The organism is Sphingobacteriaceae bacterium, assembly GCA_002319075.1.
In the GTDB taxonomy this organism is placed as follows: Bacteria; Bacteroidota; Bacteroidia; order B-17B0; family Aurantibacillaceae; genus Aurantibacillus.
Genome location: NVQB01000001.1, coordinates 453,052 through 472,141 on the forward strand (window position 1 = coordinate 453,052; position 19,090 = coordinate 472,141).

The window sequence follows — 19,090 nt, forward strand, 5'->3', positions numbered from 1 at the left end:
GACTCGTTTGGGTGTCTAAAAATAAAAAAAATAACCGAAAACTATTACTGAGAATATTTTCTTTCACCGAAAATGGTGCTGCCAATCCTCAGCATCGTACTCCCGGCGTCTATCGCAAGTTTATAATCTCCACTCATACCGTAACTGAGAATGCATTTGTTATCCTTAAAGATTTTCAAAGAAAATTCTTTTACGGAATTAAATTCGCTTAGAATTTGTTGTTGATTGCCTGTATTACTGGCCATGGCCATAAACCCTTTGATGTTAACATTTTTGAGCGCTTTAAATTCTTCTGATTTTAAAAGTTCTTCGCATTCGTCAAAAGAGAGTCCGAATTTTGTTTCTTCTTTAGCAATGTAAAGCTGAAGTAAACAATCCATTACCCTGTTATTTTTTAAAGCTTGTTTGTTTATCTCCTGGAGTAATTTAAAACTATCCACGCCATGAATGAGATAAACAAACGGAGCAATGTATTTAACCTTGTTACTTTGTAAGTGTCCGATAAAATGCCAGTGAATGTCTTTGGGCAAACTTTCATATTTATCTACCAGTTCCTGTACATAATTTTCTCCGAAATCGCGCTGACCCGCTTCATAAGCTTCTAGTACGGCCTCGTTGGGCTTGGTTTTGGAAACGGCCACCAGAGTAACATTCTGCGGGAGATTATTTTTTATTTGAAAAAGATGTTCTTTGATTGGCATGTTGACTATGCTATTTACTTAGCTCGAAATTTTGTAGATCCAGGTAGCAGACTTATTTTATTTATGTATTAGTATCTGCGTAATTACAGTCATCTGCGGCAAATGTAGTACGAGTTCTATTCATCAAAACTGTAAATCACCAAACCACTGCGCATCTTGGGCTCAACCCAGGTAGACTTAGGAGGCATGATATTGTTGGTATCGGCAATCCATTTCAAATGCTCCATGGTTACAGGATAAAGTCCGAAAGCGACTTCTGCTTTACCCTCGTCTACACTTCGCTTCAAAGTTTCTGCACCTTTAATGCCAGGAACAAAACCAATACGCTTATCTATTTTCAGATCGTGAATATCAAACAACGGAGAGAGGATGTGCTCTGTTAAAATAGAAGCATCGAGGCTTCCCACAGCATCACTGCTATTGTAAGTTCCTTCTTTTGCAGTAAGCGCGTACCATTTGTCTTTGGTGTACATACTGATCTCATGTTTACGGGTAGGTTTAAAAACTTTTTCGTTTATCTCTTTAACCTCGAATTTTGTTTTTAAACGTTTCAATAACTCAGGAACCGTTAAGTCTCCCATGTCTTTTACTAAGCGGTTATAATCGAAAATTTTTAATTGTGTCTCCGCAAAAAAAACGCCGAGGTAATAATTAAATGCTTCTTTACCCGTATACGCTTTCTTCGATTTACGGAGCACACTTCCTAAAAGCGCTGAGGAAGCTGAGCGATGGTGACCATCAGCAATATAGATGGCCGGTATTTTCGAAAACTGCCCTGATATGATCTCTACATTTTTATCGTGACTTACTACCCATAGCGTGTGACGCACTTTATCGGTAGTGGTAAAATCATAAGTCGGAACACTTTCAGAAATCGATAGAATCAGATCATCTAAAACTTTATCATTCGGATAACAAAATAAAACGGGCTCAGCATTAAACTCACAGACTTCTAAATATTCTTTTAATTTTTCTTCGCGCTGTGTAATAGTCTGCTCGTGAATTTTAATCACCCCATTCATGTAATCATCAATACTGGTACAAGCAATAATACCTATGTATTCATTCTCTCCTTTGATCTGACGATAAATGTAATAAGCCGCTTTTTCGTCACGCTTCAGAATTTTTTCTTTGATGAAAGAATCGAATTTGCGTTTGATTTTAGTCAGACGTTCTTTAGAACCGGGACGCGTGCGAACACCGTCGTCGTAATCGGGATTGATGACGTGTAAAAACGTATAGGGATTTCCCGCTAGTTTATCTTTTAACTCCGGAGTGTTATACCCGTCAACACTGCGGGATGCAACCAGGTGAACTTTGTCACCGGCGGGACGAAGAGCCTTAAATGGTAATACGGTAGCCATGTTTAATTTCTGGTTTTAATTAGGGTTAAATTCCAAAAACACTACTAAGCTTTCAAAGCTTCTATAAGTTTCTCGGCTAATTCTACTCCAATGCGTTCTTGCGCCTCGTTTGTAGCAGCACCAATGTGCGGAGTCATAGAAATTTTCGGGTGCTTTAAAATACCCACAGAAGGACGAGGTTCATTCTCAAAAACATCTAACCCTGCGTGAGCTACTTTTCCGCTATTTAATGCCTCTAATAAATCATCTTCGTTAATAACACCGCCACGAGCTGTGTTTATCAGAATGACACCCGTTTTCATAGAGGCAATTTCGTGGCGTGTAATCAATTTTCCACCCGGAACATGGAAAGTAATAAAATCTGAATTTTGAATTACTTTATCCATCCCAACTGTTTTAACAGGAACAGCAATTGGCTTTAAGCCATCTATTTCCAATTCTAAAGTAGTTTCGCTAACGAATGGATCGAAAGCCAAAACTTTCATTCCTAAACCCAAAGCCATTTTCGCAACCGTCTGGCCAATTCGTCCAAAACCAATGATACCAAAGGTTTTACCCTTCAACTCAACGCCTTTAGCGTATTTCTTTTTTAATTCTTCAAATTTATCTTCGGCATTCGCATGCATTTGTTTGTTACTATCATATAAAAAACGAACCGCACTAAAAGCATGCGCGAAAACCAATTCGGCCACTGAATTGCTGGATGCAGCTGGTGTATTAATTACCTGGATGCCTTTTTCACGGGCATACTCAACATCAATATTATCCATGCCTACGCCACCACGGCCAATCACTTTTAAATTCGGACAAGCGTCGATCACATCTTTTCTAACTTTTGTAGCGCTGCGCACTGTTAAAGCCACGTACCCTTTATCATTAATTTCTTTGGCCAGATGTTCCTGAGCAACTTTATCTGTAATTACGGTAAATCCCGCTTTTTCTAAGAGTTCCTTGCCAACAGCATCAATACCGTCGTTTGCTAAAATTTTTTTGCTCATACTGGTTTTTATTTGAAGAGCTAAAATTAGAAATTATTCGAAGAATAAGCAGGTTAAGATTAAAATTTTGTTGCGGGCCTAGAACTTAAGTCCCACAGTAACCGCCAGAGAAGTACTGTTATATTTCAATTTGGCCTGTGTATTCATGGTTGAGAAAAGGAAATAGTTCTCATAACTCAGTGTTTTATACACAACAAAATCGAAAAAGAAATTACTCTTGGTACGGAAACCAATACCGGCGCTTAGTGTGTTACGTACTTCCGGACCTATAAATACATGTCCCATCGGACTTCCCTGCATTTGGTAACCAACACGCAACATTAAAGGATTCAGATTTATTTCCCCTCCCACTCTAATATTGTGCCCAGGTTGGTAGTGATTTTTGATATAAGAATTAATGTCATCAAAATTAGCGGAGGCACCTCCAGCGAGGCGAGCACTTCTGTAATCCACCATTTCGTAGTCAATGCCTATTACCGCCTTTTTCTCAATAACAAAAGCCAGGTTCGCACTCACCTTACCTGGTGTGATAATTTTGTATTTGTAAATACCGCCATCTGGTGGATCCTGAGCAAAATCAGGGGTGGAGCCTGATCTGTCAAACGTAACAGACAAAGAGTTGTAATACGAATCCTGCAAATTATAAACGGTTGGGGTGTGGTAATAGAACCCAACTCTTACCATGTCGTTAGCTCTTATAATTCCACCCAATTTTAAATTTATACCAGTACCGGTAGTTTTGAAATATTCAGTGTACTCGAGACTTTTAAATCCCAGGCGGTTTACATAGTCATTATTTAAATAAGGAATAGGATCTACATACGTATCGCTGAAGGTTGAACTGCTGGTCAAAATAATCCTCATGCTGTCTCTGTCATCAAATTCAGTATGTGTGAGCGTAGACTCGTATCGTACCTGAGGAACTCCAATGCTACCTCCAATGTAAAATTTATCTTTATAGCTGTATGCATACGAAAAATTCAGGTCGTTAACCCGCCCCGAAGTAACAAGATCACGTGTTTGTTTCACTGTCCTTTTTGGATCTTCATAAGAAAGAAAACTACCGTTTACAGTATCTAATAAAAATGCCTGGTAGCCCAAATTTTCATACATACTGTTCAGATTGCCCGTCATATCCGCAGAACCATTGTAATATGAGGCGAGGTTGAGCATGTCTTTGCCAAGAGAACTTGAATTGGTATAACCGGACATGCGGGTAGAATTGTTGAAATTTTGAAGTTGTGTGCTTGTAAAAGCCAACAGGTGTCTGCTATCCGGATCTATTTTAGTTTTCCACGCGCCTGCAATGCCAAAATTGTTATAAATAAAATTAACGTCAAATACATTAACCGATTTATTATAGATTTCGCCACTATTGTTGGTAGATTTAAAGCCGGCTCCAAACGACATTTCACCTTTACGGTAGAGGCCGAGTCCTGCCGGATTATACGCTGCTGAAGTAAGATCGGCGCCAATTGCGCCAAATGCTCCACCCATAGAAATGAACCGCGCTGTACCTCCACCTGTAGCGCGCGAAAGACGTATAGCATCATTTTCATTTTGAGCAAATGCAAGACTCCCTAAATAGCTGAATAGGATAACTAATTTTGTACGAAACATAAGAAAATTTTAGATTAACGTCTACCTCCGCCACCACTGCCGGAACTTCTTCCACCACCACCACCACTGCCGCCACTACCACCAGAGCTTCTTCCTCCACCACCCGAATTTTGACTTCCGGAATTAGAGTTATTCTCCCAACCACTGTTTGAATTGGTAGAGCGGTTATTTGAATTGGTATTCTGTTGCTGACCTTGGTTAGTTGTGCGATCGTTACTGTATCTTCCGGTGTTACCTTGCGAAGTATTTGAACTGTTCTGATTATTAGTACTGTTTCCGTTCGAATTGTTTCTCTGATTGGGAACGCGATCGTTCGTATAACCTGAGTTCGTATTAGTCGACCCATTATTATAGGATCCCATCTGACGATCACCTGCTCCTGAACGGGTATTTGTAAAACGGGGCGCAGTACTCTGTTGATCTGCTACAGTTTGCATGTAACGGTTACTTCCGCCATTATCCTGGGAAGGCGCAGAAGATCCTCTTCCACCTGTTGGATTCGCACCACCAGTACTTCCTCTTTGTCTGTTAGTTACGGTTGAATAAGCACTGTTTGGATCAAAACTGTTGTAATAACCCCACGAACCTGCATTATAACCATTATAGAATCCCGCGTTGTAAGCGTTATAGCCATAGCCGCCAAAACCCATTCCATATCCATAACCATATGGACTGTAGAAAGGATCGTTGTAAAAATTGCTGTAACCATAGTTGTATCCTAAACCGCCGTAACCATAAGGATTATAACCATAACCACCGTAACCGTAATTACCGTAGGAAAGTCCAACGCTTATTCCCGAACTATAACCATAAAATTGGTTAGAGGGCATTCCATAGTTATAAGTACTGTAAATACTTGTACCGTAGCAATAAGGATTTTGATTGTAAGTGTAAAGATTTGTGTAATAAGGATCGTAATACCCAGCTCCATAAATAGGCGTTTGAAAACGGTTTAAACGCGAGGCATATTGATAATCATAATAATCATCCTGGTTATACTCCGGATCTTTATAATAAGGATTTGCATCGTCCTTCGCTTTTTGCGCCGCTACTTCCTCACTCACTTGCTGCTCTCGTCTTTCACGCTCCTGAGCTTCCGCCCTCGCTTTTTCTGCTGCTGCCAATTTTTCTTTCGCTTTCTCCTCAGCAGGATTTGCGTACACGTCATCATAACCTGATGCAAGTTGCGAAGTCTTACAAGAGCTCAAAGCTAATGTGGCTACTGCTGTTATTAAAAGTAATTTTTTCATGGCCTATCTTTTAAGATTTAGAAAAGAAGATTTTAAGTAAATTTACAAAATTGTGCCCTGCTATTTATGATTTTTACATTATTTATAACATTAGAATCATCTAAATCGAATCAGGTCATTATTTCTATATTTTAAACACTTATGAGCAAGGTTATTACTTCAAAAGAACAGGATTACAGTAAATGGTACAATGATATAGTTGTAGAAGCCGACCTGGCTGATCACAGCGCGGTTAGGGGATGTATGGTTATAAAACCGCATGGCTATGCCATCTGGGAAAAAATGCAGGCTGCGCTGGATAAAATGTTCAAAGATACCGGACACGTCAACGCCTATTTCCCCTTATTCATTCCAAAAAGCTTATTTGAGGCGGAGGAAAAAAATGCGGAAGGATTTGCTAAAGAGTGTGCCGTAGTAACGCACTACCGCTTAAAGACAGATCCAAATAATAAAGCGAAATTAATTGTAGATCCGGAAGCAAAACTGGAAGAGGAACTTATTGTTCGTCCTACCAGCGAAGCTATTATCTGGAGTACTTACAAAGGATGGATCGAAAGTTACCGCGATCTGCCTCTTCTGATTAACCAATGGGCAAATGTAGTGCGTTGGGAAATGCGCACGCGTCTATTTTTAAGAACAACCGAATTCCTTTGGCAGGAAGGCCACACCGCGCATGCTTCAAAAGAAGAAGCCATCGCAGAAACAAAACAAATGCTGGAAGTGTATGCCGACTTTGCTGAAAATTGGATGGCAGTACCTGTAATCAAAGGCGTGAAAACTGCCAACGAACGTTTTGCCGGTGCAGAAGATACTTTTTGTATTGAAGCTTTGATGCAGGATGGAAAAGCTTTACAGGCTGGAACGTCTCACTTCCTTGGGCAAAATTTCGCAAAAGCGTTTGATGTAAAGTTTGCAAACAAAGAAGGAAAACAGGAATTTGTCTGGGGAAGTAGCTGGGGTGTAAGTACGCGTTTAATGGGTGCTTTGATCATGAGCCATAGCGATAATAACGGCCTGGTAATTCCACCAAAATTGGCCCCTACTCAAGTGGTAATCGTGCCTATTTACAAAGGCGAAGAAGGCCTGAAAAAAGTAAGTGCTGTTGCCAATGAAATTAAGAAGAAACTTCAGAATAAAAATATCTCGGTAAAATATGATGACCGTGATTCGCAACGTCCGGGTTGGAAATTTGCTGAATACGAGTTAAAAGGAATTCCAGTGCGCATTGCATTGGGTGAAAGAGATCTTGAAAACGGCACCATCGAAGTTGCCCGTAGAGACTTGTTAAGCAAAGAAGTTATAAAAATCGAAGCTGTAGACACTTACATAGAAAAATTATTGGAGGACATTCAAACCAATCTTTTTACTAAAGCTCAGGAGCGCACAAAAAACATGACTCATAAGGTGGAGTCCTACGAGGAGTTTAAAAAAGTGCTGGACGAAAAAACAGGTTTTGTATTTGCACACTGGGATGGAACTCCTGAAACAGAAGAAAAAATAAAAGAAGAAACAAAAGCAACCATCCGTTGTATTCCTTTGAATAATCCCCAGGAACAAGGTGTTTGCATTTACAGCGGTAAACCAAGTACACAAAGAGTTTTATTTGCAAGAGCTTATTAAAAATCACACAGTATGAGTGAACAATCGGACAAACAAAAAGAAATGATTCTTTCGCTGCTTTCGAAAAAGTCGGTGATGAAACAGGATGTTTACAGCAACACCATTGCTATTTTTAACCAGGTAAAAGATATTCTCAAAGAACGTGCGGAAGAACTTTCAGACGAAATTTTGAAGGTGGATAAACGCATCAACATTTTTTATAAGGACATTAGTTTGCAATCTTCTCAATTAAAGGTAGCCGGTGATATTCTCGATTTTCAAATGCACTCCAATGTGTTTGAGTTCGATCGTTCTAATGCCATGTTTAAAACGGCATACGTGCGTAACAACGAATTAAACTCTTACTGCGGAATTATAAGCGTGTATAATTTCCTCGCAGATTCTTATAAATACAACCGCCTGAATGACCTGGGTTACCTCGTTGCCCGCATATTCATAAACCAGGAAAAACATTTTTTTGTAGAAACTAAAACGCAGATAGGTTACAAGTACCACAACTTTAGCGCAGAGCCCATTACAAAAGACAACCTGATTGACATAATAAATGAATTAATTATTTATTCTGTAAAATTCGATTTGTTCACGCCACCTTATGATAGCGTAAGACAAGTAACGGTTTACGAAATGCAGGAAAAATCGAGCAGCGCGGCACTCAGAACGGGTAAGCGTTTAGGTTACGGTGGCTCTCAGGACAATGTGCGTGGCTTTGATGACGAGGCTCATCTCTGATAATCGCCACAGATTACACTGATTTTACTGATTAATAGAGCCTTTAAACGATTTTATCTATAAAAAATTTAGCGGGGTGCAGTCCTATATACTTTCTTGATTTTGATTCTCCTTTTAACTTCTTATGCTTGCGGATCAACAAAACGAAGTCCAGAAGCGCAGAATAAAATTATCTGCGGCGATTCGATCAAGTAGTGGGATATTGTAAAAAAACAAAGCTTTCTGACAAAAAAACAGCAGAATTTTTCCCTTTTATTCCTACAGCTTTGTTAAACATGCAAAGACACAAATGCACTACTACGATAAGGGAAAGAGAGTGAAAGAAAATTATGGTGATCTTATAATATATAGCGATTGGAAGTTAATCGACGATTCAACGTTGTTATCCGCATTTTACAATTACCCGATCCGGATATTGACACGCGACACACTATGTTTTCTTAATGATAAGGACACAGTTATTCTTTTTAAAACTCTTAACGGAGTTGGCTCTCACTATTGGAAAAAACCGGTGCAATCTGAGGGATCTGCGGCTAAAGCTTCAGTCTGCAACGTTCATTAGCCAGCAACTCACTCTCCGGCTCCACAAGCAAAGACAATCTCGCATTCTGTAATTCTGTTCTGTAACTGGCTTTTAATTCCTTGCGTTTTATGGCTTCTAAAAAACGTTTAATTTCCTCTTTTGTTTCCAGGATCAAACCCGGAACTTGTGTGGGTAATCCATCGTCACCTTTCGCTACCATCGTGAAATAAGAGGTATTGGTGTGTTTTACGGTTCCTATTTTAAAGTTCTCGGCTATTACTTTTATACCAACCACCATCGAAGACTTACCGACATAATTAACAGAAGCAAACATACTCACCATCTCCCCTACTTCAATGGGCTCTAAAAAATCAACGTTTTCTACCGAGACGGTTACGCAATAGTTCCCGGCATGTTTCGAAGCGCAGGCATAAGCCACCTTGTCCATCAATGACAAGATCATTCCTCCGTGTATCTTTCCCCCAAAATTAGCATAGGCAGGAATCATTAGTTCACTCACAGTCGTTTTTGAATACGCAACAGGTTTAAAATTATCGTCCATAAATCTTTGTTGATTGAATTAAAGGTATAATAATAAGCCGTAATTTTAAAACCTGTGGAAAATAAAAGTTTGAAAATATTTATCGTTGGTCCCGCATTTCCTTTGCGAGGGGGACCCGCTCAGTTCAACGAAAATTTGTGTGCCGAATTAATCAAAGAAGGGCATGATGCTCAGATCATTTCGTATGCTTTGCAGTATCCTAATTTTCTGTTTCCAGGTTCAAGTCAGTATGAAACCAGCGGTTCAGCGCCCGAAGGAATTAAAATTCATACTTTAATAAATACAGTAAATCCTTTCAACTGGATCAGTGTGGCTAACTTTATTAAAAAAGAAAAACCTGATTTTATTTTGTTTCGTTACTGGTTGCCTTTTTTTGGTCCTGCCTTAGGCACAATTGCCCGATTAGTAAAATCTAAAACCAAAGTTCTCGGCTTAACGGATAATGTTATTCCGCACGAAAAACGCTTTGGCGATAAGCCCTTCACCAATTATTTTATAAAGGGCTGTCATGGTTTTATAGCAATGAGTAAAACGGTGTTGAACGATATTTCTAAATTTTCAACTACAAAAAATAAAGCTTACTCTCCGCATCCCATGTATGAAACTTACGGCAAAGCCGTGAGCATGCAGGAAGCGCGTCAGAAATTAAAGTTGAATGCTGACGATAAGATCATTTTATTTTTTGGATTGATCCGTCATTACAAGGGACTGGATATTTTACTGGAAGCGATGGCGCATCCTGAAATAAAAAAACAAAACATCAAACTTTTAATTGCCGGAGAATTTTACGAGTACAAACAACCTTACCTCGATCTTATAAAAACTTCCGAACTGCAAGATCACGTTATTCTGCACGATAAATTCATAGCTAACGAAGACGTGCGTTATTATTTCTGTGCCAGTAATTTAGTCGCTCAAACCTACAGAAACGCTACCAATAGTGGAGTGACAATGGTAGGTTATTATTACGAAAAACCCATGCTGGTAACCAACGTAGGTGGACTTGCGGAGATTGTTCCCAACGAAAAATGTGGTTACGTTGTGGAAAATCCGATAGCTATCGGATCCGTGCCGCATATCTCCGAAAAAATTCTGGCTTACTTTAATCAAAACAAAGAACAAGAATTTACACAGAACGTAATTTTAGAAAAGAAGAAGTATGAGTGGCAGGAATTTATTAGGGTGTTGGTTAACCTTTATGAAAAAAGTTAGATTTAAAGCGCTTTATATCTTCTGGTGGGATTTCTCTTTACATGAATTAGTTTATAAACAACAATGTCATTTCTATCCAATTCAAAAATTATTACGAATGGAAATTTCTTGAAATGAATACCTCGCAAATTTTTACGAGTGATCTGAAAAATAAGCGGAGCTCTTCTTAATATACCCATTGTAAGTTCCCAGTCTCAGAAACTTTAAACCCAGATCTTTTTGAATGTTCTCGTAATAAAGTGTAACAGCATTTAACTCACCATAAATTCTTTCGGGGATAATTATGCGATAATTACTTTCCAAGATTCTTAAGAATTTTCTTCTTTACCTCTTCAACTGTATAAACTTTTGTTTCTCCACTTTTATATTCGATTTTTCGTTCTTCGATTATTCTAAGATCTTCATCGCTCAAACTATATTCATCTGGTTGTGCATTAGCATTTAAAATTGTGAACACGGCCTCTAAGAGTTTAGCATCGTCAATACCATCAACTACTTTATGAATTTTCTTCTTTAATTCCGTCGTTGTCATAATTTCAATTTTATACCCAAATTTAATCCATCTGTCGGAAAAATCCCAAGCAGGCGATTATTTCTGCTGACAGTTAAAAAATACAAAGTATGGATAACAGTAAGTTTATCAACACTTGTTAATACTTTATAACACCTGTTAATACTTTTTTTCTTCCTCCTGAAATTCTGAAATACCTTATAATCAGCGCCTTTATTTTAAAAAGTTAATTACTCGTTTTTTTGTTAATAACCCCATTTTACTGGCTCCCCAAGGCTTTGTATATTTAATAGGTTATCCCTTATTTATGGCATTACAGGTAAACGTAAACGATATACTTTCACAGCTTTATCATCATCGCGGCGTGGTGGAATTCCTCTTCGCGAACCGTGAAAACATCACGGTAAATGAATTGTTGGCGCGTGAAGATATCACCCACGAACAATTACAAAAATTAAAATCACTCGACCTGATTTACGAATATGAAAACATCGTGAGTCTGAACGACGCAGTAATGGCCATGTTCGAGGATTTTATGGAAATCGGGGAAGTTACTCCCGGCTTCATCAACGATTACATCAACGAGCTTACACGTCACATTCGCTTCTACCAGGAAGCGCGTGAAATGCGTTTTTTACGCAGCATAAAAAAATACTTAAAACGCATTAATTCCACCCTGACACGCGAAATTATCAAGCTTCAGAAAAATGTGGATGATACCTACAAAAACGAAAGTAACTACCGCATTAAGCTCCAGAAGCTTGAAGATTACAGGGAAAAACGCGATACGATTATTGAGTTCATCAAAAAAACGACCGACGTTGTTGAAGAGACAAGAAATTTATTTGCCCTGACCAACGACTCTGAATTATACGGAATTGTGCAGGCTCTAAAAGTGAGTCTGATCGAGAATTTAGATTACCTGATTGAGATTCAAACGGACATTACGGATTTTATCAATAAAATTCAGTTCCAGATTGATGTTTACAAAAAAGCTCAGCGTTTAAAAGAAATTAAAGATCACAGTACGCTGCACTTTAAAACCAATTTTAACGAGATCGTTGCAAACGTCAACACCCTGCGTTATAACGGACATAAAACACCTAAAACCAAGATTGCTATTGACTTTCTGTTTACAGACGATGGTCATGTATTGTGCAAAAAGATCTCCGAAAAATACAAGCTCACGCGTCTAATGGTGCGTGGCCTGGCTGATAGAATGGCCGGTAACTTTAAAGACAAGGGATTAGAACAGCAAATAAAATTAGATACCGAAAAATTGGTGGAGCGCTTTTTAGTTCAGAGAAAAGAAAATCTTTTTGAGTATTTGATGAACTATAAATTTCCAAAAGCAATCGGAACAGTGACCTTCGAAGACCGTCTTTCTTTATTTGTAGAAATTGCCATGGAGTACCAAAATGTATTGGATTTTAAATACCGTTTGCAGAATTACGATTACGAAGACAGTCAGAAAAATAAAAAACGTCTGGCCTATACGCTGATAATACCAATGGAAGAGAAGGAGAAGAAAAGGAGAAAAGAGGCGGCTAAGAGTCAATAGTTTATCGTCAACAGACTACAAACGCGTGACAGGTGAAAGAATAGAGGCGACTCAAACGAAGTACAGCGAATAAAGAGAAAAAATAATTAATCGATTAAAATATAATAGGAAGTGTAAAACTTACTAGAGACTATCAACTATAAACTATAGACTTAAATGCAGGCAGAAGACTTCAACTTACCGAAACAAACTCACGAGATATTCTCGGTGATGGCGCGTGGAAATTTTATTTCCAGCAATGGAACGAGAGACGGTATGAACCGCTTATACGACATTATCAATAATCCCGATAATTTCGACAGGCTACAGGCTTACTTTAATGTAATTCGTTACAACATTGAGCGAGGAAATAATTTTTTCTACTTCTCAAAATTACATGAACCAAATTCCGAACTGGAGAAAAAACTAGAACGGTTTGAAAGATACATTGACATCATTGATCTGTTTGCGAGTATGGACAATAAAATAACTATTGGTAGCCGTTTCAGACCAGGTGAAATTGCTGAAGAGTGTAATGCCAATGTGCGTTTGAAACAAAAATTGCAAAAAATTCCCCTTTACCGTTCTGAAACTTTACACAATAAAGTGCGTGAGATTTGCGACTTAATGAGTCGTGATTCTTATTTAGAATTAGAGGACGAAAAAACAGAATCTTATAAAGTGATGGATTCTTATACTTATCTACTGGATGTTATTAATTCAGTAGCGATTTATGAAGATTCAGGAAATTCAGATAACGCGCAGGGACTGATTTATAACTAGTCCTCCTCGACTAAGCTCAGGATGACACAAAAAATACATCCAAAACGTTATACTAGTGAATGTCATTTCGAGCGTAGTCGAGAAATGAACTTCAACAAAGAAAAAAAAGAAAAACAAGAATGGAAAATAACTGCAGAATACTAAATAGAATTGTAGAAATAAATATTGCCAGCGTTAAGTACGCGGATATTGAATTGAGTGGAAATACCTGTTTCGTGGGGACCAATAACTTTGGTAAAACTTCGTTACAGCGTGCCATTCTCTTCTTTTATAGTGCAAATAGCCGTGGCTTGGGAATTGCCAATTCTCAAAAACCTTTTGAAGAACATTATTTCCGCTATGAGAACTCTTTTTTAATCTATGAGATTACCACAGAAGATAAACCGTTTTTTGTGATCGTTTACCGTCACAACAAATTGGTCTTTCGTTTTGTGGATGCAGCTTATAATCCTGATTTTTTCTTCAATGCTAATGATGAGGCAATGAAGATCAAGGAGATTATTTCCAATCTTGAAAAACGCGGGGTCTATATTTCTAACCAGATTGATACTTTCGAACGTTACAGAAATATTATTTTCGGAACAGAGACCGATAAACAACTTTCGAAATTCCATTTACTAAAAGGAAACGAAAAATATCAAAACATTCCAAAATCCATTACCAATGTGTTCTTGTCGAGCAAGAGCAGTGTGGATTCTCGCTTTATTAAAGACTTTATTGCTAACTCTTTAACGACCGAAAGCAGTTCTATAAAATTAGAACAGGTAGAACGTCAGCTTCGTCAGTTCAACGAAAAGTATTCCGATATCGAAACGTATTTGAAAAAAGAATCTCAGCAATTGATTGAGATGATTGATAAAAAATACGACCAGGTGCATATGCTGAAAGGTGCGCAGATGGAAATGGCCGATAAATTAGGAAGTAGTCTTCGTTTTGCTGAATCTCAAAATGAAGCCATTCGTGAAGCCGCGAAAAAGAAAGAAGAAGAGTTAGAAGTTCTATCCAACGAACACGAAACTTTAAAAGAAGGGATTGAAAACAAACAAAACAATTTCCGTGAAGAGATCGGTTACTACGATCGCACCATTCGCGACGCGAACAAGAAATTAAAAGAATACAAAGAAAAAAATATCGACGAAGCCGTTGAAAAAAATTCGGATCGCGAAAAACTACAGGTTGAACTAAACATTGCCCGCAGAGAATACGAGAGTTTAACATCGAATGTAGCAAGCATAGAATTAAAATATTCTTCTTTGATCGAACAATTACGTAACGATAAAAGCGCCTACATCAATAAAATTAATTCACGCACCAGCGAGATCTTTAATCACTACAACGAATTACAACTATTACAGAAAAATGAATTCAATAAACGTGACGCGGAGCTAAAACATAAGCGCGACGAGGCTTTCGGTGAAATGAACGCCGAAGTAACTGCCAAACAAATCGAATTCAACGAATTAAAAAGTGAAGAAAAAGTAATTCGCACAACTCGTTTTTATGAAGAAGAGATAAAAAATCTCGAAAACGAATTAGCCGAGTTACGTGCTGTAAATTATAAAAACAAAAGTGAGCGCGCCATCAAACAAAACATGGTGGTGACTTTACAACGCGAGTGGGAAGCTTTAGAGGTGAAATTAAAAACATCTTTGAGCAACCGCGTTAACCAGATCAATAACGAGATCATCAAAATTAAAAATGAGATCAAGGATATTGAAGGAAAGTTAAATGTTCAGCATGATGCGTTTTACGGATATCTTGAGAAAAATGTAAAAAACTGGCACCAAACCATTGGTAAAATAGTAAATGAAAAATTATTATTCCGTACGGATATTTCTCCGGAACTGAGTGAGGAAGCAGCAAATACGCTCTATGGTATCAGCTTAAATTTAGAGCCAGTTGAAATTGTTTCTAAATCTATTGAAGAGTACCAATTTGAAAAAAATGAACGTCTCGCTCAAATTCGCGACCTTGAAGAATCGCTAAACCAATTCCAGGTAGCTAACAACGAAGAAAAAATGTTGGCGGCCGACAAATTTGGTAAACAATTAGGCGAATTAAAGGAAGATGTAAAAGTACTCACCTACTCTTTAGAGCTTGCTGAAAAAAGAGAATTTAAATTAGGCGAAGAATTATCAGACTGGACAAACCGCGCCGGTAAAGAAGTAGAACAATCCCTTACCGGTAACCGTCAACGTTTAAACATCATTGAAGAAGAATTGGCCATCTTAACCAAGAAGAAAAACTTATTGGTGGAGGACTTCAATAAACAAACAGAAAAATTAAAAGTATATAACGAAGAGCGTCTTGCTGAATTAAAAGAAAGACAAGAAGTAGAAGTTTCTGAACTGGAAGTAGAAAAGAAAAACCAGGTAAAAGAATTCGAAAACAAAGAAGACGAATTATCGAAAGAAAAAGACAGCAATTTCAAAAGTAAAGGGGTTGACGCAAAACAACTGAAATCCGTAGAAGGTCGCATGAAAGAACTTCAGGATGCCTTGAAAGAAATTGAACAGTATGCACAAATTATCAGCGATTATTTAAAAGACAAACGCGAAACTTTTGACCGTCTCCCTGATTTGATTCAGAAAAAAGAAGAGTTTGTAAAAAGCAACAACGATTTAGCAGCACAGTTGGAAGAAGCTACCCGTAAGTTTAATATGAAACGTATGGAGCTCAACAAACAAAAACGTGCTTTTGATGAAGAGTTAATTGACTTTAATAACGGGATCAATTTTTACAGCAATAACTTCCGCGAAACGCCTGTGTACACGAAGTATGCGGAGATCATTGAACGTGCGGAATCAAAACGTACCAATTACCACATCATGGATTTGTGTACGCAGTTATTAAAAAACGATTCTCACTTTAACGAAGAGTACGGAGCGTTTCAACGTTTTGTAAACGAATTCGCCGGTAAATTCAGAATTGATAATCACTTTAACTTTGTGATTCGTAACGATGCTACTCAAGGGGAATACGAGCGTTTTGCGCAAAATTTACGTTCATTCATCAACGAAAATAAAATTGAATTATCAATCGCAGAAACTGCTACACAAATTGGTCTGGTAACAGATAGTATCGCGACTAAGGTAAAAGAGTTAAGCGGACAAAAAGATAAAATTCAACACATCATTGGTTTGATCGCGGAAGACTTTAAGAAAGCTGAGTTCGAAGAAAATAAATTGATTGAATTTATTAAGATCCGTTTAGAAGAGTCTGATAATAAAGTTTACCGTTTATTAAAACGTATCCAGGAATTCCGTGAAGAAAACGGCTTGGTGTACAATGAAGGCTTATTCAATACCGACTTCGCAACGGGTACTAAACGTGAGATCAGTGGTCGTGCGGTTAAATTATTAGAACAATTACGTTCTGCGATTAAAGAACAAGAGCAGGAAGAAATCCGTTTACAGGATTTATTTGAATTGAAATTCAACATTAAAGAAGGTACAAACGAAACCGGCTGGACACATAAAATCGACAGCATTGGAAGTACAGGAACCGATATCCTTGTGAAATCGATTATCTACATTACTTTGTTGCACGTGTTTATTAAAGAGTCGTCGCACCGAAGCAGTACTGACTTCAAAGTACACTGTATCATCGACGAGGTTGGACAGATCTCTGCCCACTACCTGCGTGAGTTATTGCATTTTGCAAAAACAAGAAACATTATGATGATCAACGGTCTTCCAAACAAATCCGGATTAGAGAGTCACTACAAATACACGTACCAGTTCAGAAGAGAAGAAAATAACAACGTTAGGATCTTCCCAAGTATTGTAACGGAAGTAGAGGCGTAGTTCTCGACTACGCTCGAACTGACATCCAAATTGTCATTTCGAGCAGAGTCGACTGTCATTTCGAGCAGGACTAACATCCAATGGATGTTAGGGCCAGCAAGTGTAAGGTCGACTGTCATTTCGGGCGTAGTCGACTGTCATTTCGAGCGTAGTCGAGAAAGACAGTGAACGATACTAAAACCTATAGCCGAGAAAAACACTAAGAAAAAGACCATTCAAAAAGAATGGTCTTTTTTTTTGCATTCCTCTATTGGAATCGGCTGCTTTTGGTCGCCCACATAAAGTCTCAATTTCCTCATATCCCAATAGTTATTTTAAATATTTTTTTTGGAAAAAAAAGTTTTTAAACTTAACCTTGAATGTCAATAATATTAAAATAAATTTTACCCATATGAGATCAACACTATTTTTTAAACTAACTTTATTTTTAAACCTTCTATGTTTTTCAATAACTTGTAGCTCCCAGAAAGATTCAAGTTATTCAATGGAACTTATCAGGGCTGTTCAATTTAATAGCGGAGGACAACATCGCATTCTTACATTTTTAAAAGTTACTCCTACAGTACCCGATTTTAAACTTATTTTAAGTATGAAGCTAAGTTATGAGGTTGGGCAAGGTATGAAGGTGATAGACCTGCAAAAACAGCAAGCAAATCAAATAAGACTTACAGTTTACGGTAATACTATGGTTGAAAAATACAAACCCATGTATGAACTCATTAAGGAAAAGGTGGACTTCACAAAAGATCAAAACATTCGAATTATCCTATTCGATTTTACGGATATCTCCAAATCGCCCATCGATAACATGACTATGATTTACGGCCTGTGGGAAGGCAAAAATGAAGACATCAGAAACGAAACGAAATTTACAGTGAATGTAGAACCCATTCAACTCTAAACATGTTGTAAGCGCTTGTAAATTGGTCGTGTGCTTATTCATGCTTTCATTGAACAAAAATTCTATGACAAGCTAACAATAGGTTGGTCTAACCTCATTCTTGAGTGCCATGGAGACGACGAAAAAGTCTTACAACTTTTTTTCGACCTGTTTGAGGAATTTAAAAATCACTTAGCAAAAGTGAATGAGCAAAATATAAAATTATAAATATGTTAGTAGTTATTCTATTAATCTTTGTCGTTATCCTGGCAGTTTGGTATTCGAGAAGATCTTCCGGAGCGCCGTCCGAAGTATTGGATGATGATACAATTTTTGAACCTGCCGAAGTAGAGAAAGACGTAAACAGTCCGGTAGGTTTCGGATACAAAACAAGTTGGTTTGCTGTAAAATCGGCACACTACGAAAAACTTGTGCAATATTTTGGCTTGACAAATGTAAGGGAGGCTACCTGGAAAGCTGGAATTGATGCCGCTTATGAAGACGGTATTTTTATAAGTCCCGAAATGGATAGTTGGAACTTGATTGTAGGAAACAGTCTACCTTCCGGCGATTCGAAAGAGGGCATTAAAGAAACAACAGAGCTTTTAAAAACTTTAAGCGGAGAGTTTGGAGAAGCCCAATTTTTTAGCACGCATCGCGTAGTTGAATTTCATTGCTGGATGAAGGCTGTCAATGGTAACATGGAACGACTGTACTCCTATATTGGCGAGAGTGGAGAAACAATAGCCTACGAAGGCAAACCTACGGCCATTGAAGAACAATTTAATCTTATCAATACACTTTCAGAAGAAGCTCAGCAGAAAGACTATTTTGGAAGAGAAGATTTAACCTATCCTGATGAAGAACTCGTCATGTTAGTAGCCCGGGACTGGAGCATTGATCCCACACAACTGGATGAAAGAAAAGAACCGACCGAACCTGGCCTGATGGGGCGAAGATTTTAGTAAGTGATTGCTTTAATTATCTTAGT

General features: G+C 38.0%; 15 protein-coding genes and 1 pseudogene. 10 read left to right on the plus strand and 6 right to left on the minus strand.

The window, feature by feature from the left end; translation table 11 throughout:
• Positions 1 to 44: 44 nt before the first annotated feature.
• From CNR22_02150 to CNR22_02165, 4 genes are all read right to left on the minus strand, one after another.
• Positions 45 to 701, minus strand: a complete 657-nt coding sequence (locus CNR22_02150; GenBank protein PBQ30622.1) for a YggS family pyridoxal phosphate-dependent enzyme — start codon at positions 699 to 701, stop codon at positions 45 to 47.
• Positions 702 to 817: 116 nt separating this feature from the next.
• Positions 818 to 2,065, minus strand: coding sequence for a hypothetical protein (locus tag CNR22_02155; protein PBQ30623.1), 1,248 nt, complete (start codon positions 2,063 to 2,065; stop codon positions 818 to 820).
• Between the two features lie 44 nt (positions 2,066 to 2,109).
• Positions 2,110 to 3,063 carry a 3-phosphoglycerate dehydrogenase gene (locus CNR22_02160; GenBank protein ID PBQ30624.1) on the minus strand — a complete coding sequence of 318 codons (954 nt, stop codon included), beginning with the start codon at positions 3,061 to 3,063 and terminating at the stop codon, positions 2,110 to 2,112.
• A 78-nt stretch (positions 3,064 to 3,141) separates the two neighbouring features.
• Positions 3,142 to 4,683 (minus strand): hypothetical protein, encoded by a 1,542-nt coding sequence (locus CNR22_02165; GenBank protein PBQ30625.1) that lies wholly within the window; start codon positions 4,681 to 4,683, stop codon positions 3,142 to 3,144.
• 24 nt (positions 4,684 to 4,707) lie between these two features.
• Between CNR22_02165 and CNR22_02170 the strand changes: the two are divergent.
• The 4 genes and pseudogenes from CNR22_02170 to CNR22_02185 all read left to right on the plus strand — a co-directional run bounded on the left by CNR22_02170 (position 4,708) and on the right by CNR22_02185 (position 8,844).
• Positions 4,708 to 4,797 (plus strand): annotated as a pseudogene (locus CNR22_02170) (hypothetical protein).
• Between the two features lie 1,277 nt (positions 4,798 to 6,074).
• Positions 6,075 to 7,553 carry a proline--tRNA ligase gene (locus tag CNR22_02175; GenBank protein ID PBQ30626.1) on the plus strand — a complete coding sequence of 493 codons (1,479 nt, stop codon included), beginning with the start codon at positions 6,075 to 6,077 and terminating at the stop codon, positions 7,551 to 7,553.
• A 12-nt stretch (positions 7,554 to 7,565) separates the two neighbouring features.
• Complete coding sequence (locus tag CNR22_02180; GenBank protein ID PBQ30627.1) at positions 7,566 to 8,282, plus strand: hypothetical protein; 717 nt, start codon at positions 7,566 to 7,568, stop codon at positions 8,280 to 8,282.
• A 289-nt stretch (positions 8,283 to 8,571) separates the two neighbouring features.
• A complete protein-coding gene (locus CNR22_02185; protein PBQ30628.1) occupies positions 8,572 to 8,844 on the plus strand; it encodes a hypothetical protein in 273 nt (90 codons plus the stop codon).
• Here CNR22_02185 and CNR22_02190 read toward each other — a convergent pair.
• A complete protein-coding gene (locus CNR22_02190) occupies positions 8,816 to 9,367 on the minus strand; it encodes an acyl-CoA thioesterase (GenBank protein PBQ30629.1) in 552 nt (183 codons plus the stop codon). The two genes, CNR22_02185 and CNR22_02190, sit on opposite strands and share 29 nt — an antisense overlap.
• A gap of 54 nt (positions 9,368 to 9,421) precedes the next feature.
• Here CNR22_02190 and CNR22_02195 point away from each other — a divergent pair, with 54 nt between their 5' ends.
• Positions 9,422 to 10,579, plus strand: coding sequence for a glycosyl transferase family 1 (locus CNR22_02195; GenBank protein PBQ30630.1), 1,158 nt, complete (start codon positions 9,422 to 9,424; stop codon positions 10,577 to 10,579).
• 292 nt (positions 10,580 to 10,871) lie between these two features.
• On the opposite strand, the gene CNR22_02200 is transcribed toward CNR22_02195, so the two are convergent.
• Positions 10,872 to 11,111 carry a hypothetical protein gene (locus CNR22_02200; protein ID PBQ30631.1) on the minus strand — a complete coding sequence of 80 codons (240 nt, stop codon included), beginning with the start codon at positions 11,109 to 11,111 and terminating at the stop codon, positions 10,872 to 10,874.
• Positions 11,112 to 11,397: 286 nt separating this feature from the next.
• Between CNR22_02200 and CNR22_02205 the strand changes: the two genes are divergently transcribed.
• The 5 genes from CNR22_02205 (at position 11,398) to CNR22_02225 (ending at position 19,064) form a co-directional block, all read left to right on the plus strand.
• On the plus strand, positions 11,398 to 12,651 hold the full coding sequence (locus CNR22_02205; GenBank protein ID PBQ30632.1) for a hypothetical protein: 1,254 nt from the start codon (positions 11,398 to 11,400) through the stop codon (positions 12,649 to 12,651).
• Positions 12,652 to 12,861: 210 nt separating this feature from the next.
• A complete protein-coding gene (locus tag CNR22_02210) occupies positions 12,862 to 13,413 on the plus strand; it encodes a hypothetical protein (protein ID PBQ30633.1) in 552 nt (183 codons plus the stop codon).
• Between the two features lie 119 nt (positions 13,414 to 13,532).
• On the plus strand, positions 13,533 to 17,219 hold the full coding sequence (locus CNR22_02215) for a hypothetical protein (GenBank protein ID PBQ30634.1): 3,687 nt from the start codon (positions 13,533 to 13,535) through the stop codon (positions 17,217 to 17,219).
• Positions 17,220 to 17,469: 250 nt separating this feature from the next.
• Entirely contained in the window at positions 17,470 to 18,120 is a 651-nt protein-coding gene (locus CNR22_02220) for a hypothetical protein (GenBank protein PBQ30635.1), read from the plus strand.
• Positions 18,121 to 18,329: 209 nt separating this feature from the next.
• Positions 18,330 to 19,064 (plus strand): hypothetical protein, encoded by a 735-nt coding sequence (locus tag CNR22_02225; protein ID PBQ30636.1) that lies wholly within the window; start codon positions 18,330 to 18,332, stop codon positions 19,062 to 19,064.
• The last annotated feature ends 26 nt before the right edge of the window (positions 19,065 to 19,090 follow it).

Bases quoted from the DNA above. Each gene is read 5' to 3' on its own strand.
- CNR22_02150 (PBQ30622.1), bottom strand. From the start codon at position 701: ATGCCAATCAAAGAACATCTTTTTCAAATAAAAAATAATCTCCCGCAG.
- CNR22_02155 (PBQ30623.1), bottom strand. From the start codon at position 2,065: ATGGCTACCGTATTACCATTTAAGGCTCTTCGTCCCGCCGGTGACAAA.
- CNR22_02160 (PBQ30624.1), bottom strand. From the start codon at position 3,063: ATGAGCAAAAAAATTTTAGCAAACGACGGTATTGATGCTGTTGGCAAG.
- CNR22_02165 (PBQ30625.1), bottom strand. From the start codon at position 4,683: ATGTTTCGTACAAAATTAGTTATCCTATTCAGCTATTTAGGGAGTCTT.
- CNR22_02175 (PBQ30626.1), top strand. From the start codon at position 6,075: ATGAGCAAGGTTATTACTTCAAAAGAACAGGATTACAGTAAATGGTAC.
- CNR22_02180 (PBQ30627.1), top strand. From the start codon at position 7,566: ATGAGTGAACAATCGGACAAACAAAAAGAAATGATTCTTTCGCTGCTT.
- CNR22_02185 (PBQ30628.1), top strand. From the start codon at position 8,572: ATGCACTACTACGATAAGGGAAAGAGAGTGAAAGAAAATTATGGTGAT.
- CNR22_02190 (PBQ30629.1), bottom strand. From the start codon at position 9,367: ATGGACGATAATTTTAAACCTGTTGCGTATTCAAAAACGACTGTGAGT.
- CNR22_02200 (PBQ30631.1), bottom strand. From the start codon at position 11,111: ATGACAACGACGGAATTAAAGAAGAAAATTCATAAAGTAGTTGATGGT.
- CNR22_02205 (PBQ30632.1), top strand. From the start codon at position 11,398: ATGGCATTACAGGTAAACGTAAACGATATACTTTCACAGCTTTATCAT.
- CNR22_02210 (PBQ30633.1), top strand. From the start codon at position 12,862: ATGGCGCGTGGAAATTTTATTTCCAGCAATGGAACGAGAGACGGTATG.
- CNR22_02215 (PBQ30634.1), top strand. From the start codon at position 13,533: ATGGAAAATAACTGCAGAATACTAAATAGAATTGTAGAAATAAATATT.
- CNR22_02225 (PBQ30636.1), top strand. From the start codon at position 18,330: ATGTTAGTAGTTATTCTATTAATCTTTGTCGTTATCCTGGCAGTTTGG.